Origin of the sequence: Rubrivivax sp. A210, assembly GCF_904426505.1 — a bacterium.
Classification (GTDB): domain Bacteria; phylum Pseudomonadota; class Gammaproteobacteria; order Burkholderiales; family Burkholderiaceae_C; genus Rubrivivax.
In genome coordinates this window covers 87,784-113,177 of the sequence record NZ_CAJGBN010000067.1, presented here as the reverse complement: position 1 = coordinate 113,177, position 25,394 = coordinate 87,784, and the positions used below count along the sequence as shown (strand labels likewise).

The window sequence follows — 25,394 nt, the reverse complement described above, 5'->3', positions numbered from 1 at the left end:
CTCGCTTCCCTGCCGATTTGGACAAGATCGTTCTGCAGCTTGCCGCCGAGCTCAAGGCGCGCCCGGCCCAGGTGCTGGCGGCCGTCGAACTGCTCGACGGCGGCGCCACCGTGCCCTTCATCGCCCGCTACCGCAAGGAGGCCACCGACGGCCTCGATGACATCCAGTTGCGCGAGCTGGAAACGCGCCTGGCTTATCTGCGCGAGCTGGAAGAGCGCCGCGAGGCGGTGCTGAAAAGCATCGAAGAGCAGGGCAAGCTCACGCCCGCGCTGCGCGCCGCCATCGAAGCCGCGCCCACCAAGCAGGAGCTGGAAGACCTCTACCTGCCCTACAAGCCCCGCCGCCGCACCAAGGGCATGATCGCCCGCGAGGCCGGGCTGGAGCCGCTGGCCGACAAGCTCTTTGCCGACCCCACACTCAACCCGCTGGCCGAGGCCGCTGCGTTTCTGAATCCCGACGCAGGATTCGCCGATGCCGCCGCGGTGCTGGACGGCGTGCGCGACCTGCTGAGCGAGCGCTGGGCCGAGGACGCAGCCCTTGTGGGCAAGCTGCGCGAATGGCTGTGGGCCGAAGCCATGCTGCAGAGCAAGCTGGTCGACGGCAAGGATGGCAACCACGCCGACGCGGCCAAGTTCCGCGACTACCACGACTATGCCGAGCCCATACGCACCGTGCCCAGCCACCGCGCGCTGGCGGTGTTCCGTGGCCGCAGCCTGGAATGGCTGGATGCCAAGCTGGTGCTGGACGAGGAACTCGTGCCGGGACAGCCCAGCTTGGCGGAGGGCCGCATCGCCATCCACCTCGGCTGGAGCCATGGCAAGCGCGCCGCCGACGAGCTGATCCGCAAGACCATTGCCTGGACCTGGAAGGTCAAGCTCAGCCTGAGCCTGGAGCGCGATCTCTTCGGCCGCCTGCGCGAGCAGGCCGAGGGCGTGGCGATCAAGGTCTTCGCCGACAACCTGCGCGACCTGCTGCTCGCCGCCCCCGCCGGCAAGCGCGTCGTGATGGGGCTGGACCCCGGCATACGCACCGGCGTCAAGGTGGCCGTGGTCAGCGACACCGGCAAGGTGCTGGACACCCACACCGTCTACCCCCACGAGCCGCGCTGCGACTGGGAAGGCTCGCTGCACACCCTGGGCCGCCTGGTGGCGGCGCATGGCGTCAACCTCATCGCCATCGGCAACGGCACGGCCAGCCGCGAGACCGACAAGCTGGCGGGTGACCTCATCAAGCGCATCGAAGCGCTCGCACCCGATGTCAAGCTCGAGAAGGTGGTGGTCAGCGAGGCCGGCGCCTCGGTCTACAGCGCCAGCGAATTCGCCAGCAAGGAACTGCCCGACCTGGACGTGAGTCTGCGTGGCGCCGTGAGCATTGCGCGCCGCCTGCAGGACCCGCTGGCCGAGCTGGTGAAGATCGACCCCAAGAGCATCGGCGTGGGCCAGTACCAGCACGATGTCAACCAGAGCGGCCTGGCGCGCAGCCTGGAGGCGGTGGTCGAAGACTGCGTCAACCGCGTCGGCGTCGACCTCAACACCGCCTCGGCGCCGCTGCTGGCGCGCGTCTCGGGGCTGTCGGGCACGGTGGCCGGAAGCATCGTGCGCTGGCGCGATGCCCATGGCGCTTTCCGCAGCCGCCAGCAACTGCTGGACGTGGCCGGCCTGGGCCCCAAGACCTTCGAGCTGGCAGCCGGCTTTCTGCGCATACGTGGCGGCGACAACCCCCTGGACATGACCGGCGTCCACCCCGAGACCTATCCGGTGGTCGAGAAGATGATGGCCGCCACCGGCCGCCCGGTGGCCGAGTTGATGGGCCGCGCCGAGGTGCTGCGCCAGCTGCGGCCCGAGGCCTTGGCCGACGAGAAGTTCGGCGCCATCACCATCAAGGACATCCTGGCCGAGCTGGAAAAGCCCGGCCGCGACCCGCGCCCCGATTTCAAGGTGGCGCGCTTCAACGACGGCGTAGCCGATATCAAGGATCTGCAGCCCGGCATGCTGCTCGAAGGCACGGTCAGCAACGTGGCGCAGTTCGGCGCCTTCGTCGACCTGGGTGTCCACCAGGACGGCCTGGTCCACGTCAGCCAGATGAGCCGCAAGTTCGTGAATGACGCGCGTGAGGTCGTCAAGACCGGGCAGGTGGTGAAGGTCAAGGTGCTTGAGGTTGACCTGGCGCGCAAGCGCATCGCGCTGACCATGAAGCTCGACGCCGCCGTGCCCGGCCCGCGCGAAGCTGGCGGCGCCGACAACCGCTTCCGCGCCCCCGGACGTGGCGAGCAACGTGGCCGCGCGCCCGAGGCCGCGCCCCAGGGCGCGCTGGCGGCGGCCTTCTCCAAGCTGCAACAAGGCCGGCGCTAGGAGCGCCCTATGCGCGCGCTGCAGCTGCTGGCGGGCCCGCGGGCGCAGGCGCAGCTGCGCGAGCGCGGCCTGGCGCCCGCCGATGTGCGCGTGGTCCCGGCGGCGGCCGGCGGGCCCAAGGGCCTGACGCTGATCCCGCTGGACCGCTTTCTTTTCGGCCACTGGCTGCGCGACAGCCAGGAGCCCCTGCATCTTCTGGGCGCCTCGATAGGCTCGTGGCGCATGGCCTGCGCCTGTCTGCCGGATGCCGACGCGGCGCTGGCCGAACTGGCCGAGGACTACGTGACCCAGCGCTACGAGCACGCACCGGGCAGGCTGCCGGCGCCGCGCGTCGTCACCCAGTCCTTTGGCGCCCTGCTGCGGCAACGCCTGGGCGAGCGCGCGGCGCTCGTGCTGGCCCATCCGCGGCGCCGGCTGCATGTCTTCGCCAGCCGCGGCCGCCACCTGCTGCACCGCGCCGGGCCGCTGCGCGCGGCGGCCGGCTATCTGGGTGCCTATGGCGCCAATGCGATCAGCCGACGCGCTCTGGGTGCCTGGATGGAGCGCGTGGTGTTCAGCGACCCGCGCGATGCGCTGCCCTTTCCGCTGCACGACTTCCGCACCCGCCACGCCGCGCTTTCGCCCGACAACCTGGCCAGCGCCGTGCTGGCCAGCTGCACCGTGCCTTTTGCGCTGGAGCCGGTGCAGGACCCGCCCGGCGCGCCAGCCGGTACCTACTGGGATGGCGGCATCACCGACTACCACCTGCACCTGGACTATGCGGCCATGGGCGAAGGCCTCGTGCTCTACCCGCACTTCCAGACCCGCATCGTGCCGGGCTGGCTGGACAAGGCCTGGACGCGGCGCCACCACGCCACCGGCTTCCTGTCCAACCTGGTGCTGCTGGCGCCCACGCCCGAGTGGCTGGCCACGCTGCCCCACGGCAAGCTGCCCGACCGCCAGGACTTCAAGGCCTATGGCGACGACCACGCCGCGCGCCAGCGCGACTGGCGCCGCGCCCTGGCCGAAAGCCAGCGCCTGGCCGACGAATTCGCGGAATTGGTGCAGTCCGGCCGGCCATTCCAGGCCTTGGCCCTGCCTTAGGCTGGGCTACACTGCCGGCTCCGAGCAACGCAACAAGGGCAGGAAAGGCAGCATGGTTATGACACCGCGGACTACCCGGCCGCTCCGGTCGTTTACCGAGATTTAGTCGGCTGCGCTGTCACGTCACCCCTTTCCCCCAGACAAAGCGCGGCACCCCCCGCGCTTTGTTGCATCTGGAGCACAAGACATGATCACCATCACGCTGCCGGACGGCTCCCGGCGAGAGTTCGAGCAGGCCCTCACGGTGGCCGAGGTGGCCGCCTCCATCGGCAGCGGCCTGGCCAAGGCGGCGCTGGCCGGCAAGGTGGACGGGCGGCTGGTCGATACCAGCCACCGCATCGAGGCCGACGCGCAGCTGGCCATCGTCACCGACAAGGACGCCGACGGCCTGGAGCTCATCCGCCACAGCACGGCCCACCTGCTGGCCTATGCGGTGAAGCAGCTCTTCCCCGAGGCCCAGGTGACCATCGGCCCGGTGGTCGAGAACGGCTTCTACTACGACTTCGCCTACAAGCGTCCCTTCACGCCCGAGGACCTGGCGGCCATCGAAAAGCGCATGGCCGAGCTGGCCGCGAAGAACGAGCCCATCGTGCGCCGCGTGCTGCCGCGCGACGAGGCTGTCGAGTACTTCAAGGCCCAGGGCGAGCACTACAAGGCCGAGATCATTGCCAGCATCCCGGCCGACCAGGACGTGAGCCTGTACCGCGAAGGCGGCTTCGAAGACCTGTGCCGCGGCCCCCATGTGCCCAGCACCGGGCGGCTGAAGCACTTCAAGCTGATGAAGGTGGCCGGCGCCTACTGGCGCGGTGACCAGGCCAACGAGCAGCTGCAGCGCGTCTACGGCACGGCCTGGGCCAGCAAGGATGACCTGCAGCAGTACCTGACCATGCTGGAAGAGGCCGAGAAGCGCGACCACCGCCGCCTGGGTCGCGAGCTGGATCTCTTCCACCTCGACGAGCACAGCCCCGGCACGGTGTTCTGGCACGCGCGTGGCTGGACCGTGTGGCAGGAAGTCGAGCAGTACATGCGCCGCGTCTACCGCGACAACGGCTACCAGGAGGTCAAGGGCCCGCAGATCCTCGACCAGGGCCTGTGGGAGAAGACCGGCCACTGGGACAAGTACCGCGACAACATGTTCACGACCGAGAGCGAGAAGCGCAACTACGCGCTCAAGCCGATGAACTGCCCGGGCCACATCTTGATCTTCAAGCAGGGCATCAAGAGCTACCGCGACCTGCCGCTGCGCTACGGCGAGTTCGGCAACTGCCACCGCAACGAGCCCACCGGCGGCCTGCACGGCATCATGCGCGTGCGTGCCTTCACGCAGGACGATGGCCACATCTTCTGCACCGAGGACATGATCCTCGACGAGTGCGTGACCTACACCTCGCTGCTGCAGCAGGTCTACAAGGACTTCGGCTTCAGCGAGATCATCTACAAGGTGGCCACGCGGCCGGCGGCGCGCATCGGCAGCGACGAGATCTGGGACAAAGCCGAGCACGCGCTGATCGAGAGCCTCAAGCGCAGCGGCTGCGACTACGTCATCTCACCCGGCGACGGCGCCTTCTACGGCCCCAAGATCGAGTACACGCTGAAGGACGCCATCGGCCGCCAGTGGCAGTGCGGCACGATGCAGGTCGATTTCTCGATGGCCGAGCGCCTGGATGCCGTGTACGTGGCCGAATCGGGCGAGCGCAAGCACCCGGTGATGCTGCACCGGGCCATCGTCGGCAGCCTCGAGCGCTTCATCGGCATCCTGATCGAGCAGCACGCCGGCGCGCTGCCCGTGTGGCTGGCGCCGCAGCAGGTGGTTGTCACCGCGATCACCGACCAGCAGGCCGAATACGCGGTAAGCGTGGCGAAAGTGTTGCAAAAACAAGGAGTTAGGGTCTCGCTTGATTTGCGCAACGAGAAAATCAACTATAAAATCCGCGAGCATTCGATGCAGAAGGTTCCGTTCATCCTGGTCGTCGGCGACAAGGAGAAGGCAAACGGGGCCGTTGCCGTGCGCGCCCGGGGCAACCAGGATCTCGGCGTGATGCCGCTGCCAGACTTCAGCCAGAAGCTCGCCGCTGACATCGCTGCCAAGGTCTAGGGATCTCTCGGCGCGCGTTTGATTTTTCCGTGGCCCGTCTGCCTTCGGGTTGCCACAGGAGCTGGAACCATCGCTACTTTCATGGACCGCCGCGTACCCAACGCGGAGCGCAAGCACAGGCTGAATCGGGAAATCATGGCGCCGCAGGTGCGCCTGAACGGGGTCGAGAACGAACCCCTGGGCATCGTCAGCATCCTGGACGCGTTGCGCATGGCTGGGGAGTTGGACGTCGATCTGGTCGAGATCGCGGCCACGGCAGATCCCCCGGTGTGCCGGTTGATGGACTACGGCAAGTTCAAGTACCAAGAGCAGAAGAAGGCGGCCGAGGCCAAGAGCAAGCAGAAGGTCATCGAGATCAAGGAAGTCAAGTTCCGCCCGGGCACGGACGACGGCGACTACCACATCAAGATGCGCAACCTGCGTCGCTTCATTGCCGAGGACGGCGACAAGGGCAAGGTCACGCTGCGCTTCCGCGGCCGCGAGATCACCCACCAGGACATCGGCATGCGCATGCTCGAGCGCATCCGCGATGAACTGGCCGATGTCGCGATGGTCGAGCACATGCCCAAGCTCGAGGGTCGCCAGATGATCATGGTGCTGGCGCCCAAGCGTAAGTAGAAGATCGGGTTTTGAGAGGATTTCGCCGTCGCGGTGGTCACCACGGCGGTGAAGTAGAAGCGGCTGCAGGCCAACAAGCACACCGGCCATCCGGCGTCGCCTGCAGCAGCACACATAGCAAGGAGCAGCAATGCCCAAGATGAAGACCAAGAGCAGCGCCAAGAAGCGCTTCCGCGTTCGCCCGGGTGGCACCGTCAAGCGCGGCCAAGCCTACAAGCGCCACATCCTGACCAAGAAGACCACCAAGAACAAGCGCCACCTGCGTGGTGCGGTCAACGTCCACGAAACCAACATGGGCCACATGGCCCAGATGTTGCCTTTCGCCGGCCTGTAATCCACCCACAACGCAACAGGAGCACTCATGCCTCGCGTCAAACGTGGTGTCACCGCACACGCCCGCCACAAGAAGATCCTCGCCCTCGCCAAGGGCTTCCGCGGCCGCCGCAAGAACGTCTTCCGCATCGCCAAGCAGGCGGTGATGAAGGCGGGGCAATATGCCTACCGCGACCGCCGTACCCGCAAGCGGGTCTTCCGCCAACTCTGGATCGCGCGTATCAACGCCGCCAGCCGCGGCCTGGGCTTGACCTACAGCAAGTTCATGGCCGGCCTCAAGAAGGCCAATATCGACATCGACCGCAAGGTGCTGTCGGACATGGCCATCCATGACCCGGCTGGCTTCAGCAGCATCGTCGACAAGGTGAAGGCTCAGCTGGCTTGATCCCTTGCGCCGGGCCCTCGCAGGGCCCGTGCGCGACTTCCAAGCATCCGAAGGCCGTCACCCGTGGGCGGCCTTTTTTCTTTGCGATCCATGAACGACCTCGACACCCTCGTACAGGCCGCCCGGGCCGATTTCGACGCCGCCCACCAGGGCGCCGAACTCGAGAACGCCAAGGCGCGCTATCTCGGCAAGAGCGGCAGCCTGACCGACCTGCTCAAGGGCCTGGGCGCGCTGCCTGCCGCTGAGAAGAAGAGCCGCGGCGGAGAGATCAACCGCGCCAAGGCGGCCATCGAGGCCGCGCTGCAGGCGGCGCGCGAGCGTCTGGCGGCCGAGGAACTGGCGGCCCAGCTGCGCGCCGAGGCGCTGGATGTCACGCTGCCCGGCCGCCGCCGCGGCACGGGCGGCCTGCACCCGGTGAGCCGCACCATAGAGCGCATCGAGGCCATCTTCGCCAGCATGGGTTTCGATGTCGCCGAAGGCCCCGAGATCGAGACCGACTGGATGAGCTTCACCGCGCTCAACAACCCCGAGAACCATCCGGCACGCTCGATGCAGGACACCTTCTACGTCGACATCAAGGACAACCAAGGCCGGTGGCTCAATCTGCGCCCGCACACCAGCCCCATGCAGGTGAGGTATGCGAGGGCGCACGCGGCACGCCACGCCCGCGACATCGCGGATGGCAGCCCTATGCCCGAGATCCGCGTCATCGCGCCGGGCCGCACCTACCGCGTCGACAGCGACGCCACGCATTCGCCGATGTTCCACCAGTGCGAAGGCCTGTGGATGGGCGAGAACATCAGCTTCAAGGATCTCAAGGTCGTCTTCACCAGCTTCGTGCGCGAGTTCTTCGAGACCGACGACTTCGACCTGCGCTTCCGCCCCAGTTTTTTCCCCTTCACCGAGCCCAGCGCCGAGATCGACATCGCCTTCCGCAGCGGCCCGCTGGCCGGGCGCTGGCTCGAGGTGGCCGGCTCCGGCCAGGTCCACCCGAACGTGGTGCGCAACTACGGCCTCGACCCCGAGCGCCACATCGGCTTTGCGTTCGGCATGGGCCCCGACCGCCTGGCCATGCTGCGTTATGGCATCGACGACCTGCGCCTGATGTTCGACGGCGACCTGCGCTTCCTGTCGCAGTTCAACTGACAAGGCATGAATGAACCTGCTGCGCGACCCGATCTCAGCCCTGTGCGCATCAAAGTACGGATGTACGGCTGCGGTGCTCGAGCTGAGCTCGGGCCGCTCGCGACGGTTCCTTCACGCCTTGTGACGGCGCCCTGAAATTGCCCCGATTTCGAGACATCCCGACATGCAATTCCCCGAATCCTGGCTGCGCGAGTTCTGCAACCCGCCACTGTCCACCCAAGCCCTGGCCGACCTGCTGACCATGTCCGGCATGGAGGTGGAAGAGTTGCGCCCGGTGGCGCCGCCCTTCAGCGGCGTGGTGGTGGCCGAGATCCTGAGCGCCGAGCCTCACCCGCAGGCTGATCGCCTGCGCGTTTGCCGCGTTGACGCCGGTGCGGCTGCACCCGGTGGCCCGCTGCAAATCGTCTGTGGCGCGCCCAATGCGCGTGCCGGCATCAAGGTGCCGCTGGCGATGGTGGGCGCCGAGCTGCCGCCTGGGGAAGACGGCAAACCCTTCAAGATCGGCGTCGGCAAGCTGCGCGGCGTCGAGAGCCTGGGCATGCTGTGCTCGGCGCGCGAACTCAAGATTGCCGATGATGCCGGCGGGCTGCTCGAGCTCGATGCCACAGCACCCCTGGGCACCAACATCCGCGACTGGCTGCGCCTGGACGACACCGTCTTCACGCTCAAGCTCACACCCAACCTGGCGCACGGCCTCAGCGTCTTCGGCATCGCACGCGAGGTCTCGGCGCTCACCGGCTCGCCACTGTGCGTGCCCGAAATCGCGCCGGTCGTGACCACGCACGAGCAAACGCTCAAGGTCGAGGTGCAGGCGCCCGACCTCTGCGGTCGCTTCTCGGGCCGCGTCGTTCGTGGCGTCAATACCCAGGCCAAGACCCCGGCCTGGATGGTCGAGCGCCTGGCGCGCTGCGGCCAGCGCAGCGTCACGGCCCTGGTCGACATCTCGAACTACGTGATGTTCGAATACGGCCGGCCCTCGCACATCTTCGACCTCGACAAGATCCACGACCACCTCGTCGTGCGCTGGGGCCGCCCCGGCGAGACGCTGGAACTGCTCAACGGCAACACCATCACGGTGGATGGCGAGGTCGGCGTCATCGCCGACGCCCAGGCCGTCGAATCGCTGGCCGGCATCATGGGCGGCGAGGCCACGGCGGTGTCGGACGCCACGCGCAATGTCTACGTCGAGGCCGCCTTCTGGTGGCCCGAGGCGGTGCAGGGGCGCTCGCGCCGCTACAACTTCAGCACCGACGCCGGCCACCGCTTCGAGCGCGGCGTCGACCCGGCGCTGACGGTGGCTCACGTCGAGCGCATCACCCGCCTCATCGTCGACATCTGCGGCGGTGCCGACACCGCCTGCGGGCCCATGGATGACCAGGTGCTGCGCCTGCCCGAGGCGGCGCCGGTGACGCTGCGCGTGGCACGGGCCGAGCGCGTGATCGGCATGCCCATCAGCCAGGCGCAATGCGCCGAGGTCTTCCGCCGCCTCGGCCTGCAGTTCAGCGAGGCCCCCGGCACGTTGACCGTGACGCCGCCGAGCTGGCGCTTCGACCTGCGCATCGAGGAAGACCTGATCGAGGAAGTCGTGCGCGTGATCGGCTACGACCGCCTGCCGGCATCGGCGCCGGTGGCCCCGGTGACGCCGCGTGTGCGGCGCGAGGCACGGCGCGGCGCGAACGCGGTGCGCCGCCAGCTGGCCGGGCTGGACTATCAAGAGACCATCAGCTTCAGCTTCGTCGAGGAGCGCTGGGAGCGCGAGCTGGCCGGCAATGCCGACCCCATCAAGGTGCTCAATCCCATCGCGGCGCCGCTGGCGGTGATGCGCTCCAGCCTGATGGGCAGCCTGGTGCAGGCGCTGCGCCACAACCTTCAGCGCAAGAGCACGCGCGTGCGCCTGTTCGAGCTGGGCCGCGTCTTCCGCCGCGATGCCGCGGTGGCCGATGGCCCGCTGACCGTGGCCGGCGTCAACCAGCCCATGCGCGTGGGCGGACTGGCCTATGGCCCGGCCGACGCCCTGCAGTGGGCTCGGCGCGAGCAGGCGGTGGACTTCTTCGACGTCAAGGGCGATGTCGAGGCTTTGCTGGCGTCCCTGGCGCCGCGCTTCGTGGCTGCCGCACACCCGTCCGAGCATCCGGCGCTGCACCCGGGCCGCAGCGCCCGCATCGAGGTCGACGGCCGCATCATCGGCCACGTCGGCGAACTCCATCCCCGCTGGCGTCTGGCCTATGAGCTGCCGCAGGCGCCGGTGCTGTTCGAGCTCGATCTGGAGTCCGTGCTCGACGTGCCGCTGCCGGCCTTCGAGCCGGTGTCGCGCCAGCAGGCCGTGACGCGCGACCTGGCCCTGGTGGTGGGCGACGAGGTGGCTCACGACGCCCTCGTCGACCAGTTGCGCGCCGACCCCAGCGGCCTGGTGCGTGCGGCCACGCTGTTCGACATCTACAAGCCGACGACGCCGGGTGCGGGCCTCGCCGCCGGTGAGCGCAGCCTCGCTGTGCGGCTGGAACTGCTCGATTTCGCGAGCACACTCACCGATGATCGCATCGAGGCCGCGGTGCAAGCCGCCGTCGCTCGCGTGCAGTTGGCGTTCGGCGCGCGGCTGCGCGCCTGAAGGGAAGGGGAGGAGACGACGTGACCGACGACAAGCCCGACGAAAAGCTCATCCTGCCCTCGCTGGACACGCCCACGCTGACCAAGGCCGAGCTGGCCGAGCTCTTGTTCGACCGCCTGGGCCTCAACAAGCGCGAGAGCAAGGACATGGTGGAGGCCTTCTTCGAGATCGTGCATGGCAGCCTGGTCACGGGCCAGGACGTCAAGCTCTCGGGCTTCGGCAACTTCAACATCCGCCGCAAGGCGCCGCGCCCGGGCCGCAACCCGCGCACCGGCGAATCGATTCCGATCAAGGCGCGCAACGTCGTCACCTTCCACGCCAGCCACAAACTGAAAGCCATGGTGCAAGGCGACACACCTCCCGAAGGGGACTTCGAGTAGAGTCTAGATTTCCTCCCCGATCCCATTGATTTCAATGGAGAAAGCGCTCCCAGCCATCCCCGCCAAGCGCTACTTCACCATCGGTGAGGTGAGCGAGCTTTGCGGGGTCAAGCCCTATGTGCTGCGCTATTGGGAGCAGGAGTTCACGCAGCTCAAGCCGATGAAGCGCCGCGGCAACCGGCGCTACTACCAGCACCACGAGGTGCTGCTGATCCGGCGCATCCGCGAGTTGCTCTACGACCAGGGCTTCACGATCAGCGGCGCGCGCAACCGCTTGTCGGACGCCATCGTCGGCGCACGCGGAGTCGATCTCGATGACGAGGACGATCTGCCGCCGGAGGCCACCGCCGAGGCCGGGTTGGTGATCGAGCTTCCCGTGACCACCGCTGCCGCGGTGGTGGCGCCGGCAGGGCCCGATCTGGCCCATGAACACCTGCTGGCCGAGTTGATGTCCATCCGTGAACTGCTCACCGCCTGATTCGACCTGCGGTCGATGTATACTGCAAGGCTTCGTCGGGGTGTAGCGCAGCCTGGTAGCGCACTTGCATGGGGTGCAAGGGGTCGCGAGTTCGAATCCCGCCACCCCGACCATTGAAAATCAACGGCTTGGCTCTCACAAGGAGCCAAGCCGTTTTGATTTGTGCGGCCCGGTGGGCGACGGCCTCTCAAGGCTGAACCGTCTGATTTCGAGAGTCCAGGATCGAACGATGGCGACACTCATTCCCGCGCTCTCCGCTTGCGCTTCCCGCATGACCTCGGGTGAACGGCGCTTCGCCGAGCGGCTCGAACAGAAGCTCGATGACGACTACCTGCTTTGGTATGACGTTCCGGTCGGTCCCAAGCAGTCGCACCCCGATTTCGTCGTCCTGCACCCCCGCCGCGGCGTGCTGATCCTGGAGACCAAGGACTGGCGGCTGGAGACCATCCACCAGGCCAGCCGCCAAGCCTGGGAAATCATCCCCGACGGCCATCTGAAAGTGGTGATCAATCCGCTGGCCCAGGCGCGGCATTGCGCCATCCAGGTGGTGAACGCGTTGGAGCGCGACGCGCAACTGACGCAGGCCGGCGGCCCGCATCAGGGCAAGCTGGCCTTTCCCTGGGGCTATGGCGTGGTGCTGACGCGCATCACGCGCAAGCAGTTCGAGGCCGCCGGCCTGGACCAGTCGATCGCGCCCGAATTCGTGATCTGCTCCGACGAGATGCTCGAGTCGGCCGAGTCCGAGGCCTTCCAGCAGCGCCTGTGGCAGATGTTCGCCCATGCCTTCGGCGGTGCCATGAGCCTGCCTCAGCTTGACCGGGTGCGCTGGATCATGTTTCCGGAGGTGAGGCTGCCGACGCAGGCCTCGCTGTTCGGCGACGAGGATGCCGCGTCTGATTGCCCCAGCGTCATGCGCGTGATGGACCTGCAGCAGGAGCAGCTGGCGCGCAGCCTCGGTGAAGGGCACCGGGTCATCCACGGTGTTGCCGGTTCCGGCAAGACCATGATCCTCGGCTACCGGGCCGAGTACCTGGCCAAGGCCAGCGGCGCGCAGTCCAAGCCCATTCTCGTGCTGTGCTTCAACGAGCCGCTGGCAACCCTGCTCGATGCGGGCTTCGAGGCCAAGGGCCTGGCCGACCGGGTCCATGCCCGCAACTTCCACAAGTGGTGCCGCCAGCAATTGGTGGCCTTCGGCCAGGCCCTGCCGGCCCAGGGGCCGGCGATGTTCGACGCCATGGTCGACGGCGTGATCCGTGCCGTCGAGCGCAGGCAGATTCCCTCCGGCCAGTACCAGGCGGTGCTGATTGACGAGGGTCACGACTTCCGCCCCGAGTGGTTGAAGCTGGTCATGCAGATGGTCGACCCGGCCACCAACAGCCTGCTGCTGCTGTACGACGATGCGCAGAGCATCTACGAGCGCCGTGCATCGCGCCAGTTCAGCTTCAAGAGCGTGGGCATCCAGGCCCAGGGCCGCACCACCATTCTCAAGATCAACTACCGCAACACCAAGCAGATCCTGAGGGTCGCCAGCCTGGTGGCCGCGGACCTGCTGACCGCCGAAGACCGGGACGACGACGGCGTGCCGCTGGTCCATCCCATCAGCTACGGGCGGGAGGGCGAGGAGCCTGTCGTCATCGAGTTGCCGACGCTGCGCGACGAAGCCTGGGCCATTGCCGACCGCCTGCATGCCTCGCATCAGGAGGGCCACGCCTGGGGCGACATGGCCATCCTGTGCCGCGACTACCCGACCATGGATGCCTGCGCCGCCGCGCTGCGGAACAAGGGCATTCCGATGCAGGTTCGCAAGCGCTCGGGCGACTTCAAGCCCGGCCACGATTCGGTCAAGATCATGACCATGAAGGTCAGCAAGGGGCTGGAGTTTCCAGTGGTCGCCTTGTCGGGCGTTGGCCAGATGCCGGCGGCGGGCGAGGACGAACGCGAGGAAGCTCGTCTTTTCTATGTCGCAGCGACGCGGGCGACCCAGCGGCTGGTGATTGCCGCAAGCGGCAGCGGAGCCTTCGTCAAGCGCCTGGCGGGTCGGGACAGCGCCAGCGCCCCGTCCTGAGGCATCCCCCCGCATCCAACACTCAGTAGTGCGGGGGCAATTCCTCGCGCAGCGAGCGCGCGGCTGCGGGTTCGGCGTTGGCCGCCTGCCCTGCCAGGCGTCTTACCTCGCGCAGCAGGGTGTCGATGGTGCCTTGCTGCTGCACGACGACGTCGTTCAGCCGGTCCACCGTGTCCTCGGTGAAGCTGAGCTTGATTTCCAGTTCGGTGAGCCGTTCCTGCACGGCTTCGAACGCATCGGTGGGCATGTGATTTCCTCAGTGCCTGTGCGGCGCCCTTGCCGGATGGCGCGGGCGCAGCGGGCGCTGCGCCCGCGACCCAGGATGTGCAGATTGTCACGCGCGGCGCGCAATGACACGCGCGGCGCCGGCCCGGCCTGCGGCAAGTCAATCCGGCGCGCTGGGCCCCCAAGAGAATGCCGCCCTTTCCGACGCGCGGATCTTCGAGGACGCTGGATGTTCATCAACAAGCACAAGCCCGCCTGGCTGTACGAATCGCTGCCGTACATCTACCTGACCACCGGGGCCGGGACGATGTTTGCCGTGCGCGACTTCATCGGCGCCTTCAGCGGGCTGATGCTGGCAACGGCCGGAGGCTGGGTGTGGCGCATGCGGCACGTCTACCGGCGCCGCGCCAAGGGCAAGCCAGGTGTCGAAGGCAAGACCCTGGTCAAGCTGCGCTGGCGCGCATCCTTCGAGGTCGGCCAGGCCACCATCGACGCGCAGCACCGCGCCCTGTTCGCTACGGCCAACCGCCTGATGCACGCCATCCTCACCGACAAGCCGCGGTTGGCGACCGCGCGGCTGTTCCAGAAGCTGGTGACCGATGTCGAGGAGCACTTCAAGACCGAGGAGCGGTTGATGCAGGACAGCGGCCGGCCGCTGTCGGAAGCTCACAAGAGCGACCACGCGCTGCTGCTGTCCAAGGTAGCGGCCATGCAGGCGCGCTTTGCCGGCGATGCGGTGCAGAGCGATGAGTCGATAGGCTTCGTGGCCTGCAACCTCATCGCCGAGCATGTGGTGGCCGAGCACCGGGAGCTGCGGTTGCTCTAGCCGCGCGGAAGGCGGCGAAAGCCCTTCATTTCAGCGCGCAGCATTCGACGCGGGGTGGTATCAATGGCGCAGCTGCCATGCCATGGAAGGGTGCCGCACCATGAACCCGGACACAACCCGACTTCTCGATGCCGCTCGCACCTCGGCGGCCTCGCTGCACGAGGCGGCGCGTGCCGGTTTCGAGGGTTTCGAGCTGGTCTCGGTGCTCAACCTGGCCGCGGCCCGGGCCGTCATGGCCGATACCGCCTGGTATCTGCTTGACGTGGCCGCGGCGCGCGAGGCCGGCGAACTCTATGCGCTGCAGTCGGGCTATGCCGAGGCGCTGCGGGTCAAGACCCAGGCCTATGGCCATGCGATGGCCGGCGTGGCGGCCGATCTGGTCGAGAAGCTCGGCCAAACGGGGCGGGGACAAGCCTTCGCCTGATGAGTGCGCGGCGGGTTGCCGCGCCGCTGCGCATCAATCCTTGACGAGCAGATCCTCGGGCGTCTTGCCTGCGGCCAGGGCGGCGGTGTACCAGCCCGGGCGCTTGCCACGGCCGCTCCAGCTGTGGCCCTGGTCGTCCTTGAACTTGGCCTTGGTCGCGGCCTTCTTGCCCGCGGCCTTGCGCGTCTTCTTGGCTGCGGCGGGCTTGCTGGCCGCGGTGCCGGCCTTGGCCTTGGCCTTGCCGAAGCCCAGGTCGGCCGCCGTGATGCCGTAGTGCGCGATGGCCTCCCTGGCCTGCGCGATGATGGCCGCGACTTCCTTCTTGCGCACCTGCTGGGCCTGCGCTTCCAGCGCGGCGATCTGTGCCTGGATGGCGGCGAAATCCTGTCCGATGATCTTCTTGGTAGCCATGTTCCGTCCCGTTTGATGGAAGCGCCGATTGTGATTCAAGACCGGCGCGCCTCGCCGCCGCAGACCGGGCAGGCCGGCTGGCGTGCGATGCGCACCTCGTCGAAATGCATGGCGCGCCCGTCCAGCATCAGCAGGCGCCCGGCCAGCGAGTGGCCGACCCCGGCCAGCAGCTTCAGCGCCTCGGCCGCCTGCATGGTGCCGATGATGCCCACCAGCGGCGCAAACACGCCCATGGTGGCGCAGGCCGCTTCCTCAAAGGCGGTGCCGGGCGGGAACAGGCAACCGTAGCAGGGCGCCTCGGGGTCGCGGCTGTCGTAGACCGAGATCTGGCCGTCAAAGCCTATGGCCGCACCCGACACCAGCGGCTTGCGATGGCGCACGCAGGCCGCGTTGACGGCGTGGCGGGTGGCGAAGTTGTCGCTGCAGTCCAGCACCACGTCGGTCTCGGCCACCCAGGCATCCAGTGAAGCGGCATCGGCGCGGCGGCACATGGCGCGCACCTCGATGTCGGGGTTGAGGGCGGCAATGCTCTGGCGTGCCGATTCGGCCTTGGGCTGGCCCAGGCGCGAGAGGCGGTGTGCGATCTGGCGCTGCAGATTGGTCAGGTCCACCGTGTCGTGGTCGACCAGGGTGATGCGGCCGACGCCGGCCGTGCCCAGGTACAGCGCCACTGGCGAGCCCAGGCCGCCGGCGCCTATCACCAGCGCACGGGATTGAAGCAAGCGCGTCTGGCCCTCGATGCCGAGGTCATCGAGAAGGATGTGGCGCGAATAGCGCAGCAGCTGCTCATCGTTCATGGCTGGCATTGTGGCCCTGCAGCCGCGGCGGCGAAGGCCGCGCTTGCGCTGTTCCTTTGTGGCGCATTGCTGCGGCGCAACGGGGGTTCCCCCGCCTTGTCGCGATTGCCCATCAGGTCGACAGTGCGCCCCCAATGAACCAGCCTTCCCTGACCCCTTCCATGCCCTCCCGCCTGCCACTGAGTACCCTGGCCCTGGCCGCCTTCCTGGCCTGTTCTGGCGCACAGGCGCAGACCTCGCAGGAGGTGGTGATCACCGGCTCCATCGTCGAGCGCACCATCGCCGACGCGCCCTATGCCATCAGCGTGGTCGGCCGGGATGAGCTGCGCAGCGCCGGCCCGCTGGTCAACCTCAGCGAGGCCGTGGCGCGCGTACCCGGCCTGGTGGTGGCCAACCGCTGGAACTTCGCGCAAGACCTGCAGATCAGCTCGCGCGGCTTCGGCGCCCGCGCCGGCTTCGGCGTGCGCGGCGTGCGCCTGTACAGCGATGGCATCCCCGCCAGCGGCCCCGATGGCCAGGGCCAGGTCTCGCACTTCGACCTCGCCAACGCCGAGCGCGTGGAGGTGCTGCGCGGCCCCTTCTCGGTGCTCTACGGCAACAGCTCGGGCGGCGTCATCTCCGCCGTCAGCAGCACGCCGCGGGCGCAGCGCTTCGAGGCCGCGGTGGACGCCGGCAGCTTCGGCCTGCGCCAGCTGCGCCTGCAGGGCGAGACACCGCTGGCCGGCGGCTTCGACCTGCGCGTGGCCGCGGCAGCGCTCGAGGTCGACGGCTTCCGCCCCCATTCCGAGGCCAAGCGCAACCTCGTCACCCTGCGCGCCGGCTACAACGCCGGCGCCGACAGCGCCGTGCTGCAGGCCAGCGTCCTGGACCAGCCGGCCCAGGACCCGTTGGGCCTTGACCTCAATCAGTTCCGCACCGACCCACGCGGGGTCGCGTCCGTGGCCGAGCAGTTCAACACCCGCAAGACCACGCGTCAGAGCCAGCTCGGCCTGCGCTGGAAGCACCGCTTCGATGCCGGCGCGCTGCGCGACGGCGAGATCGCACTCTACGGCGGCCAGCGCGACATCGTGCAATTCCTGGCCATCCCGGCCACCACCCAGGGGGCCATCGAGACCATTCTGCTGGCCAACCCGGCGCCGGGATCGGCGCGCCACGGCGGCGGCGTGATCGCCTTTGATCGGACCTACGGCGGCGCCGAAGGCCGGCTGCGCTTTGCCTGGGACAGCGTCGACCTCCAGGCCGGTGTCGCCCTGGATCGCCAGCGCGACGAGCGCAAGGGCTACCAGAACTTCAGCGGCACGGCCGCGGCACCCCAGCAGCTGGGACAGATGGGCCCGCTGCGGCGCGACGAGACCAACCGCGCCCGCAGCGACGACGTCTTCGCCCAGGCCGAGTGGGCCTTCATGCCCCAGCTGGCGGCCATTGCCGGTGTGCGCGCCGGCCGCGTCGAGCTCGAATCGGTGGACGCCTTCGAGCTGCGCTGCAACCGCGCCGTCACCCCCAACACCGGCAACTGCGACGACTCGGGCAAGCGCGAGTTCGACTACACCAACCCGGTGCTGGGCCTGCGCTGGGCCGCCGCACCAGGGCTGAAGCTGTACGCCAGCGTGGCGCGCGGCTTCGAATCTCCCACCCTGGGCGAACTGGCCTACCGGCGCGACGGCACCGGCGGCTTCAACACCGAGTTGCTGCCGCAGCGCAGCCGTCAGTTCGAAATCGGTGCCAAGTGGCGCGGTGGCGCGCTGCAGGCCGACCTGACGCTGTTCCAGGCCAAGGTCGACGACGAGATCAGCGTGGCCACCAATGCCGGTGGCCGCTCCGCCTTCCAGAACGTCGGCCGCACCGAGCGACAGGGTGCCGAACTCTCCGGGCGCTGGCAGATCACGCCGGCGCTCAGCGCCGCCCTGGCCGCCACCTGGCTGGAGGCCACCTACAAGGACAGCTTCCTCGTCTGCGCCGGCATCCCCTGCAACGCGCCCACGCTGCCGGTGGCGGCGGGCAACCGCATCGCCGGCACCCAGCGCAGCGCCGGCTTTGCCGAACTGGCCTGGCGCACGGCCGCGCTGGGCGAGCTGGCGCTGGAACTGCGCGGCGCTGGCGACACGGTGGTCAACGACCGCAACACCGAAGCCGCCCCCGGCTACGGCCTGGTGGGCCTGCGCTGGGCCTATGGCTTTCAGGCTGGCAGCCTGGGCAAGGCCGAACTGCTGCTCCGCGTGGACAACGCCACCGACCGCCGCTACGCCGGCAGCGTGATCGTCAACGACGCCAACGGTCGCTTCTACGAGACCGGCGCACCGCGCAGCGTGCTGCTGGCGCTGCGCTTCGTGATGCCTTGAGCACTGCGATGCTGCCTGCACGTCGCTTGCTGCTCGCGGCCTTGCTGTGGCCGGCGCTGGCGGGCGCGCAGGGGCTTGCCGACCCCTTCGAGGGCGACCCCTACCAGTCCCATCCCTGGCCCGACATGCGGCGCGAATACCTGGGCCGCGACGCCCGCGTGGTGTTCGATGCGCGCGTGCAGGTCCAGGGCCCGACCTTCGCCGAAGACCCGATGAACGTGCCGGTGAGCGTGCGCGTCGACCCGGCGCTGGGTGCCGTGCGCGAGATCGTGGTGCTGGTCGACCGCAACCCGATACGCCGCGTGCTGGCCTACGAGCCGGGGCAGGCACTGCCGGCCATTGCCTTTCGCTTCAAGCTCGAGCAGGCCTCGCCGGTGCGCGCCGCGGCGCGGCTGGCCGATGGCAGCTGGCATGTCGGCGGCGCCTGGGTCGATTCAGCCGGAGGCGGCTGCACCGCGCCAGGCGCCACGCGCCGTGACGGCAGCTGGTCGCGCACCCTGGGCGAGGTGAGTGGCCGCCTGTTCACGCCCGCGCCGGGGGCGACCCGGCTGCGCTTCAAGGTCATGCACCCCATGGACACCGGCCTGGTGGCCGGCATCCCGGCCTTCTATATCAACCGCCTGTCGATACGCGACGGCCGCGAGCAGGAGCTGGCGCGACTGCAGGCCTACGAGCCGGTGAGCGAGAACCCGGTGTTCTCGTTCGACTTCGCGACGCCGCCCGCGGGTGGCGTGCAGCTTGTCGGCACCGACAACAACGGCAACCGCATTGCGAGCCGGCTGCAGTGAGACCGCTTCGATGAGGCTGCTGGCGGCCCTGCTGTGCCTGTTGACGCTGCTGCCCATGGCCGCCCGGGCGCAGCGCGCCGACCAGGCCAGCCTGGACTACCGCCTGAGCGCACGCGCACTGGCCCCCGGCGTCTGGGTGGTGGAGGGCGACAACGCCGATTTCAGTCCGGCCAACGGCTGCAACATCATCAACACCGCCTTCATCGCCACCGGCGCCGGCGTGCTGGTCATCAACACCGGGCCCAGCCGACGCTATGGCGAGCAGTTGCGCGCCCTCATCGCACGCACCGCGGCCGAGCCGGTGGCCCAGGTGCTGCACCTCAACCTCCACCCCGATTACTTCCTCGGCAATCAGGCCTTTGCCGACGTGCCGCGCCTGGCCACCAAGCTCACGCGCGATGGCATCGCACGCGAGGCCGCGGCCTACGAGAGCAATCTCTATCGCCTCTGCGGCGACTGGATGAAAGGCACCGAGACCCTGGCGCCCGACCGCGATTTCGCCACCCCGGCGGCCACGGGCCAGTGGCGCCTGGGCTCGCGCGACTTCGACTGGCATGCGCTGCAAGGCCACACGGCTTCAGACCTGGTGCTGGTTGATCGCACGAGCGGCATCGCCTTCGTCGGTGGCCTGGTCTTCGCCGACCGCGTGCCGACCACGCCGCACGCCCGCATCCCAGCCTGGCAGGCCAGCCTGGACGGGCTCGAAGCCCTGGGCCTGCGCACGGTGGTGCCCAGCCACGGGCCGGTGCATGAGGGCAGGCGTGGCCTGGCGCAGACGCGCGCCTATCTGGCCTGGCTGGACCAGAGCTTTGCGCGCTGGGCCGGCCAGGGACTGGAGATGAACGAGGTGCTGCGCGCCCCAGTGCCGGAAGACTTCAGGCGCTGGGCCGCCTTCGGCACCGAGTACATCCGCAATGTGGCCCACCTCTACCCGCTCTACGAGCGGCAGGCGCTGGGGACTGCGAAGCCCTGAAGCCAGCCTGGCTCAGGCCGCCGTCCGCGGCTTGCGGAATTGCCACCAGGGCAGGGCGCGCGTGAGCGACAGCACCTGGCCGGCCGCCGGCGCGGCGCTGTAGCCGGCGCGCGCCTGCACCGCCTCGCGCCAGGCGGCCGAGGCCAGGGCCTCGCGCAGCGCCAGCACGGCGGGTTGCTCCAGCGTGTCGGCCAGGCAGACCAGGAAATACTCTTCCTCGACCAGCGGTACGAAGCCCAGCGCGCTGGCGGCGGCCGCGGCTTCAAGGCCGAGGCCGACCTCAGCGGCACCGCTGGCCACCGCGGTGGCCACCGCGAGATGGCTGTTCTCGACCGCACTCACCGCCAGGCGGGCCAGATCGACGCCGGCCTGTTCGGCCAGGTGCTCGGCCAGCAGGTGGGTGCCCGAGCCCGGCTCGCGGCCGGCAAAGCGCAGGCCGCGCCCGACGACATCGGCCAGGCCGGCCACGGCCAGCGGGTTGCCCGCCGCCACGATCAGCCCCTGGCGCCGCCGCATGCCGGCGATCAGCTTGTGGACGCCGGGCTTGAGCAGGGGTCGCAGTGCGCGCGCATAGGCCTGGCCGCGGTCCAGCGCCAGCGGCACATGGAAGCCGGCCACCAGGCAGCGGCCCTGGGCCAGCGAACGCAGCGCGTCCAGCGTGCCGGCAAAGCGCAGCTCGATGTGCAGGCGGCGCTGCTCTACCGCCAGGGCCTGCAGCTGGGGCAGCAGCAGATCGTGGCTGGCATCGACGCGCAGCACCTGGCGGCTCCCGTCCAGCGCCTCGTCGAGCACGCGCTGCAGCTCGTGGCGCAGCGCCTCGATGTGTGGCGCCATGCGCACGCGCGCCTGGCGTTCGGCCCACAGCAGGCGTTCGGCAAAGGGCGTCAGCCGCGCCGGCTGGCCGCGCACCCAGGTCACCAGGGCTTCGCCAAGCTGCTCTTCCCAGGACTTGAGCGAGCCCCAGAGGTGGCGGTAAGAGACGCCCAGGGCCAGGGCCGCGTGCTGGATGGAGCCGGCGGCGGCCAGGGCCGAGAGCAGGTCGAAGAGCGGGTTGTCGACATCGGCCCCGCCCTGGCGCGAGGCCGGGCTGTCGGCCCCGAACTGGTAGTGAAGCTGAACGCCGCGACTCTTCATGCGCGCACGATAACCGGCGGCCGGTCAGCCGCCGCCGCGCTGGAGGTGCAGATCGAAGCGGCGCATGAACTCGCTGCGCACCGGCGCTGCCACGCCATCGAAGTGGAAGGCCACCTGCAGCCGCGGCAGCCGCGCCAGCGCGATCACGCGCTCGGGCAGCACTTGCCATGCGAGATGCAGGCAGCCGGCCCCGATGAGGACATCCAGGGTGGCCGCGCCGGTATGCGTGCGGACATGGCCGGCCGTGGCCTCGGGCATCCAGCGCAGCCAGTCGGCCACGGTGCAGCCGTATTCGCGCTCGAAGCGCTCGGATGCGGGGGCGGACAGGGCCATCAGCCGCCGGCGATGGGGGGCCAGATGGCCAGCACATCGCCCTCGGCCAGCACCTTGGCCTCGCGCTGTTCGGGGGCCACGAAATGGCCGTTGACGAGCACCAGGTGCACCATCTTCTGGGGCAGGGCAAAGGGCGCCAGCACCTGGGCGATGGTGGCGCCTTCGGCCACTTCGAGCGGCATCTCGTTGCCGCGTCGGCGCTCGGCGGGCAGGTAGTCGCCCAGGCTGGCGTAGAGCTTGAAGGTGATGTGCATGGCGTGATGATGCCCGGTGGCGGGCCGGGCTTCGGCGCGGGTCTTCAGCGGACTTTCAACGGGTGTGGGCGAAGCTGGCTTGCGCTTGGGCGCAGTCGAGGTAGGCCTCCATCAGCCGCGTCGGGTCGTGCAGCAGCTTGTCCTTCCACGGCCCCAGCGCCACCTGGCCCTCGACCAGGCCGCGCATCACGCCCACATGCTGGGTCCAGCCGATGGCATTGCAGCCGATCAGGCGGTCGTCGGCGAACTGCAGGCTCAGGTGGCGGCCACCGCCGCCGGCTTCGCGCTCGGTCAGCTCGACGTGCTGGCCGCCGGCCACGCCTTCCCAGTTGCCGAAGCTGGCCGAGATCAAGCCCAGGGTGTCGAGCACGTTGATCTGGGTGACGCCGCGCAATTCGATGGGCTTGCCGACCATGTTGAGCGCGGCCACGCGGGCCTGCTCGGCGGCATTGGGCTGGATAGCGCTGACGATGGTCTTGCCGGCGATCTTGTCGAAGGCCTCGGCGCAGTCGCCCGCGGCATAGATGCCGGGCACATTGGTCTGCAGGTGTTCATCCGTCAGCACACCGACCAGGCAGCGCACCCCCGAGTGCTCGAGAAAGCCGATGTTGGGCCGCACGCCGACGGCGCTGATCACCAGGTCGGCCGCCACCGTCTGGCCGGTGGACAGGCGCACGTTCATGGCCGCGCCGTGGGGCTCGGGCCTGGCCTCCGGCTTGTCGCCGCCCAGGCCCACCGCGGCGGCAATCTTGCCGAGCAGGCCGCCACCGCCGTGGCCGCTCTGCTGTGCGGCGGCGGGACGCTCGATGGCCTCGACGCGGGCGCCGGTGTAGACGGTCACGCCCTTGGCCTGGCACCAGTCCTTGATCATGCCGCCGGCGGTGGGCCCCATCATGCGCGGCACCATGCGGTCGCCCATCTCGACCACGCTGAGCTTGACGCCGCGCGCCGCCAGCGCCTCCATGATGATGCAGCCGATGAAGCCGGCGCCCATCTGCAGCACCTGCGCGCCAGGACGGGCCAGCTTCATGATGGCGCGCGCATCTTCCAGCGTCCAGCAGGGGTGGACGCCGGGGCCGTCGGCGCCAGGGATGGGCGGCTTGACGGTGGACGAGCCGGTGGCGATGAGCAGGCGGTCGAAGGCCAGGGTACTGCCGTCGTCCAGCGTCACCGTGCGCGCGGCGCTGTCGAGCTTGACGGCGCGACCGTGGTGCAGCGTGATGCCCAGGCGCTGGTAGTGGTCGCCGCCGTGGCGCAGGTGCGTGCCCGGCTCCTGGATGTTGCCCATCAGCAGGTAGGGGATGGCCATGCGCGAATAGGGCGCTTCGCGCTCGTCGCCGACGATGACGATCTCGTCGGCGGGGGCATGCTTGCGGATGGTCTCGGCGGCAATGACGCCAGCCGGGCCGGCGCCGAGGATCAGGTGCTTCATCGGGGGTGTCTCCAGAAATGAGGAAGGCGGTGCGAACACCGCCTTCGGGCCTGCTTCAGGCGGGGGTCACAGCCCCAGGCGTGCCCGCGTCTCGGGCTTGAGCGTGCCGTCAGGGTGCCAGCCGCGGATGTCGTAGTAGTGCGGCAGCATCTCGGGCAGCTTGCTCACCAGGCCCTTGGCCGGGCCGCTGGTCACGGCTTCGGTCAGCAAGCGCTTGGGCAGGGTGTCGTCGGCCTTGGTGAAGCCGGCGCGGTTGTTGAAGTCGCGTTCCATGTTCCAGATGCGCTCGCCGATCTCGCCCAGCTTCTCGAGCGTGAACTCCTCACCGCAGGCGGCGGCCACTTGCGGCGCCACGTCGGCCAGCGTCCAGGCGAAGCTGGTGAACAGGCAGATGCCGGCGGCGTCGAAGGCGGCGGTGGCGTCCTGGAAGGCCTTCACCAGCTCGGGCTTGCCCTCGGCGGTGAGCGGGTCGGTCTTGACCGGGATGCCCAGCACCTCGGAGGCCACGGTGTAGCTGCGCAGGTGACAGGCGCCGCGGTTGCTGGTGGCGTAGGTCAGGCCCATGCCCTGGATGCCGCGGCCGTCATAGGCCGGGAACTCCTGGCTCTTGACGCTCATGCTGATCTCGGGGTGGCCGTACTTGTCGCACAGGCGTCGGCTGCCCTGGCCGATTTCCTTGCCGAAGCCTTCACCACGGGCGGTGATCTCGGCCATGAAGGTCAGCGCGCGAGCCGAGCCGAAGGGCGCCTCGATGCCGATCTGCTCTTTCGTGAGCACGCCCATCTCGTACAGCTCCATCACCGCCGAGACGGTGGCGCCGAAGGAGATGGGGTCGAAGCCCTGTTCGTTGCAGATCATGTTGGCGTATTGCAGCGCCTCGAGGTCGTTGACGCCGTTGGAGGCGCCCAGCGACCAGGCCGATTCGTACTCGAGGCCGCCGCTGGCGCCCCAGTACTCGGGCTTGTTCTGCACCGTGAAGTGGCCCTGGTCAAGCTTGCTGATGCGGCCGCAGGCGATGGTGCAGCCGAAGCAGGCCTGGTTGGTGACCAGGTGCTTCTTGCCGTCGGTGGCGCGCGGCGTGCCCATGGCCTCGGCCGAGATGTCCTTGGCGCCTTCGAACTGGCTCGTGCGGTGGTTGCGGGTGGGCAGGGCGCCGACCTCGTTGATGACGTTCATCAGCACCTGGGTGCCGTAGGCCGGCAGGCCCTGGCCGGTGACGCCGTTCTCGGCCAGGATCTTCTTCTTCTCGAAGGTGACCTTCATGAACTCCTTCGCGTTCGCGAAGTTGCCCACGCCCTTGGTGCCGCGCACCGCGATGGCCTTGAGGTTCTTGGAGCCGGCCACGGTGCCCACGCCCGAGCGCCCGGCGGCGCGGTGCAGGTCGTTGACGACGGCGGCATAGAGCACGCCGTTCTCGCCCGCCAGGCCGATGCTGGAGACGCGCAACTGCGGATCCTGGTGCGCCTTCTTGAGCATCTCCTCGGTCTGCCAGACCGATTTGCCCCACAGATGGCTGGCGTCGCGCAGTTCGGCCACGTCATCGCTGATCGACAGGTACACCGGCTTGGGCGACTTGCCTTCGAAGATGATCATGTCCCAGCCGGCCATCTTGAGCTCGGCGCCCCAGTAGCCGCCCGAGTTGCCGCAGGCGATGGCGCCAGTGAGAGGGCCCTTGGTGACCACGGTGTAGCGGCCGCCGGTGGAGGCCATGGTGCCGGTCAGCGGCCCGGTGGACCAGATGATCTTGTTGGCCTCGGACAGCGGGTCGACCTTGGCGTCGACCTCTTCGGCAAAGTACTTGGTGGCAAGGCCGCGCGAGCCCAGATAGTCGCGCGCCCATTGCATGTTGAGCGGCTCGGATTTCACCGTGCCGGCGCTGAGGTTGACGCGCAGGAGTTTTCCAGCCCAGGACATAT

The 25,394-nt window shown here is 68.8% G+C and carries 24 protein-coding genes and 1 tRNA gene; 17 read left to right on the top strand and 8 right to left on the bottom strand.

Annotation, left to right across the window (positions count from 1 at the left end; genetic code table 11):
- Positions 1 to 17 precede the first annotated feature (17 nt).
- The 12 genes from JMV16_RS21715 (at position 18) to JMV16_RS21660 (ending at position 13,542) form a co-directional block, all read left to right on the top strand.
- Complete coding sequence (locus JMV16_RS21715; RefSeq protein WP_201496408.1) at positions 18 to 2,351, top strand: Tex family protein; 2,334 nt, start codon at positions 18 to 20, stop codon at positions 2,349 to 2,351.
- 9 nt (positions 2,352 to 2,360) lie between these two features.
- Positions 2,361 to 3,434 (top strand): patatin-like phospholipase family protein, encoded by a 1,074-nt coding sequence (locus JMV16_RS21710; protein WP_201496407.1) that lies wholly within the window; start codon positions 2,361 to 2,363, stop codon positions 3,432 to 3,434.
- A 187-nt stretch (positions 3,435 to 3,621) separates the two neighbouring features.
- Positions 3,622 to 5,529: a threonine--tRNA ligase gene (thrS, locus tag JMV16_RS21705; protein ID WP_201496406.1), complete on the top strand. Its 1,908-nt coding sequence runs from the start codon at positions 3,622 to 3,624 to the stop codon at positions 5,527 to 5,529.
- Between the two features lie 81 nt (positions 5,530 to 5,610).
- Positions 5,611 to 6,147, top strand: a complete 537-nt coding sequence (gene infC / locus JMV16_RS21700; RefSeq protein ID WP_201496405.1) for a translation initiation factor IF-3 — start codon at positions 5,611 to 5,613, stop codon at positions 6,145 to 6,147.
- A 130-nt stretch (positions 6,148 to 6,277) separates the two neighbouring features.
- Positions 6,278 to 6,481: a 50S ribosomal protein L35 gene (gene rpmI, locus JMV16_RS21695; protein WP_201496404.1), complete on the top strand. Its 204-nt coding sequence runs from the start codon at positions 6,278 to 6,280 to the stop codon at positions 6,479 to 6,481.
- Between the two features lie 27 nt (positions 6,482 to 6,508).
- Positions 6,509 to 6,865 (top strand): 50S ribosomal protein L20, encoded by a 357-nt coding sequence (rplT, locus tag JMV16_RS21690; RefSeq protein WP_201496403.1) that lies wholly within the window; start codon positions 6,509 to 6,511, stop codon positions 6,863 to 6,865.
- A 90-nt stretch (positions 6,866 to 6,955) separates the two neighbouring features.
- Complete coding sequence (gene pheS / locus JMV16_RS21685; protein ID WP_201496402.1) at positions 6,956 to 8,011, top strand: phenylalanine--tRNA ligase subunit alpha; 1,056 nt, start codon at positions 6,956 to 6,958, stop codon at positions 8,009 to 8,011.
- A 163-nt stretch (positions 8,012 to 8,174) separates the two neighbouring features.
- Positions 8,175 to 10,619, top strand: a complete 2,445-nt coding sequence (pheT, locus tag JMV16_RS21680) for a phenylalanine--tRNA ligase subunit beta (RefSeq protein ID WP_201496401.1) — start codon at positions 8,175 to 8,177, stop codon at positions 10,617 to 10,619.
- A gap of 20 nt (positions 10,620 to 10,639) precedes the next feature.
- Positions 10,640 to 10,999, top strand: coding sequence for an integration host factor subunit alpha (locus JMV16_RS21675; protein WP_201496400.1), 360 nt, complete (start codon positions 10,640 to 10,642; stop codon positions 10,997 to 10,999).
- Positions 11,000 to 11,033: 34 nt separating this feature from the next.
- The gene (locus tag JMV16_RS21670) at positions 11,034 to 11,477 is read left to right on the top strand and encodes a MerR family transcriptional regulator (RefSeq protein ID WP_201496399.1); all 444 of its coding nucleotides are present in this window, start codon (positions 11,034 to 11,036) and stop codon (positions 11,475 to 11,477) included.
- A 36-nt stretch (positions 11,478 to 11,513) separates the two neighbouring features.
- Positions 11,514 to 11,590, top strand: a tRNA-Pro gene (locus tag JMV16_RS21665).
- A 116-nt stretch (positions 11,591 to 11,706) separates the two neighbouring features.
- Positions 11,707 to 13,542 (top strand): DEAD/DEAH box helicase, encoded by a 1,836-nt coding sequence (locus tag JMV16_RS21660; RefSeq protein ID WP_201496398.1) that lies wholly within the window; start codon positions 11,707 to 11,709, stop codon positions 13,540 to 13,542.
- A 22-nt stretch (positions 13,543 to 13,564) separates the two neighbouring features.
- On the opposite strand, the gene JMV16_RS21655 is transcribed toward JMV16_RS21660, so the two are convergent.
- Positions 13,565 to 13,789 carry a SlyX family protein gene (locus JMV16_RS21655; RefSeq protein ID WP_201496397.1) on the bottom strand — a complete coding sequence of 75 codons (225 nt, stop codon included), beginning with the start codon at positions 13,787 to 13,789 and terminating at the stop codon, positions 13,565 to 13,567.
- A gap of 207 nt (positions 13,790 to 13,996) precedes the next feature.
- Here JMV16_RS21655 and JMV16_RS21650 point away from each other — a divergent pair, with 207 nt between their 5' ends.
- Both JMV16_RS21650 and phaP read left to right on the top strand, forming a co-directional pair.
- On the top strand, positions 13,997 to 14,593 hold the full coding sequence (locus JMV16_RS21650) for a bacteriohemerythrin (protein ID WP_201496396.1): 597 nt from the start codon (positions 13,997 to 13,999) through the stop codon (positions 14,591 to 14,593).
- A gap of 100 nt (positions 14,594 to 14,693) precedes the next feature.
- Entirely contained in the window at positions 14,694 to 15,017 is a 324-nt protein-coding gene (gene phaP / locus JMV16_RS21645; RefSeq protein WP_201496395.1) for a TIGR01841 family phasin, read from the top strand.
- Between the two features lie 33 nt (positions 15,018 to 15,050).
- Here phaP and JMV16_RS21640 read toward each other — a convergent pair whose 3' ends face one another.
- Both JMV16_RS21640 and JMV16_RS21635 read right to left on the bottom strand, forming a co-directional pair.
- The gene (locus JMV16_RS21640) at positions 15,051 to 15,428 is read right to left on the bottom strand and encodes an H-NS family nucleoid-associated regulatory protein (protein WP_201496394.1); all 378 of its coding nucleotides are present in this window, start codon (positions 15,426 to 15,428) and stop codon (positions 15,051 to 15,053) included.
- Between the two features lie 35 nt (positions 15,429 to 15,463).
- Positions 15,464 to 16,225, bottom strand: a complete 762-nt coding sequence (locus JMV16_RS21635; protein WP_201496393.1) for a HesA/MoeB/ThiF family protein — start codon at positions 16,223 to 16,225, stop codon at positions 15,464 to 15,466.
- A 161-nt stretch (positions 16,226 to 16,386) separates the two neighbouring features.
- Here JMV16_RS21635 and JMV16_RS21630 point away from each other — a divergent pair, with 161 nt between their 5' ends.
- Genes JMV16_RS21630 through JMV16_RS21620 form a run of 3 tightly spaced genes read left to right on the top strand, consistent with a single transcriptional unit; the run spans position 16,387 to position 20,325 of the window.
- The gene (locus JMV16_RS21630) at positions 16,387 to 18,564 is read left to right on the top strand and encodes a TonB-dependent receptor family protein (RefSeq protein ID WP_236580649.1); all 2,178 of its coding nucleotides are present in this window, start codon (positions 16,387 to 16,389) and stop codon (positions 18,562 to 18,564) included.
- Between the two features lie 8 nt (positions 18,565 to 18,572).
- Positions 18,573 to 19,352, top strand: coding sequence for a quinoprotein dehydrogenase-associated SoxYZ-like carrier (locus tag JMV16_RS21625; protein WP_201496391.1), 780 nt, complete (start codon positions 18,573 to 18,575; stop codon positions 19,350 to 19,352).
- A gap of 10 nt (positions 19,353 to 19,362) precedes the next feature.
- Positions 19,363 to 20,325: a quinoprotein relay system zinc metallohydrolase 1 gene (locus JMV16_RS21620; protein ID WP_236580648.1), complete on the top strand. Its 963-nt coding sequence runs from the start codon at positions 19,363 to 19,365 to the stop codon at positions 20,323 to 20,325.
- A 12-nt stretch (positions 20,326 to 20,337) separates the two neighbouring features.
- Here the strand turns inward: JMV16_RS21620 and JMV16_RS21615 are convergent, their stop codons facing one another.
- From JMV16_RS21615 to JMV16_RS21595, 5 genes are all read right to left on the bottom strand, one after another.
- Positions 20,338 to 21,459, bottom strand: a complete 1,122-nt coding sequence (locus tag JMV16_RS21615) for a substrate-binding domain-containing protein (RefSeq protein WP_201496390.1) — start codon at positions 21,457 to 21,459, stop codon at positions 20,338 to 20,340.
- Positions 21,460 to 21,483: 24 nt separating this feature from the next.
- Positions 21,484 to 21,792, bottom strand: a complete 309-nt coding sequence (locus JMV16_RS21610; protein WP_201496389.1) for a hypothetical protein — start codon at positions 21,790 to 21,792, stop codon at positions 21,484 to 21,486.
- On the bottom strand, positions 21,792 to 22,046 hold the full coding sequence (locus JMV16_RS21605; protein ID WP_201496388.1) for a MoaD/ThiS family protein: 255 nt from the start codon (positions 22,044 to 22,046) through the stop codon (positions 21,792 to 21,794). The genes JMV16_RS21610 and JMV16_RS21605 overlap by 1 nt, the downstream gene beginning before the upstream one ends.
- 55 nt (positions 22,047 to 22,101) lie before the next feature.
- Positions 22,102 to 23,478, bottom strand: coding sequence for an NAD(P)/FAD-dependent oxidoreductase (locus tag JMV16_RS21600; RefSeq protein WP_201496387.1), 1,377 nt, complete (start codon positions 23,476 to 23,478; stop codon positions 22,102 to 22,104).
- 66 nt (positions 23,479 to 23,544) lie between these two features.
- Entirely contained in the window at positions 23,545 to 25,392 is a 1,848-nt protein-coding gene (locus JMV16_RS21595; RefSeq protein WP_201496386.1) for an aldehyde ferredoxin oxidoreductase family protein, read from the bottom strand.
- Positions 25,393 to 25,394: the final 2 nt, after the last annotated feature.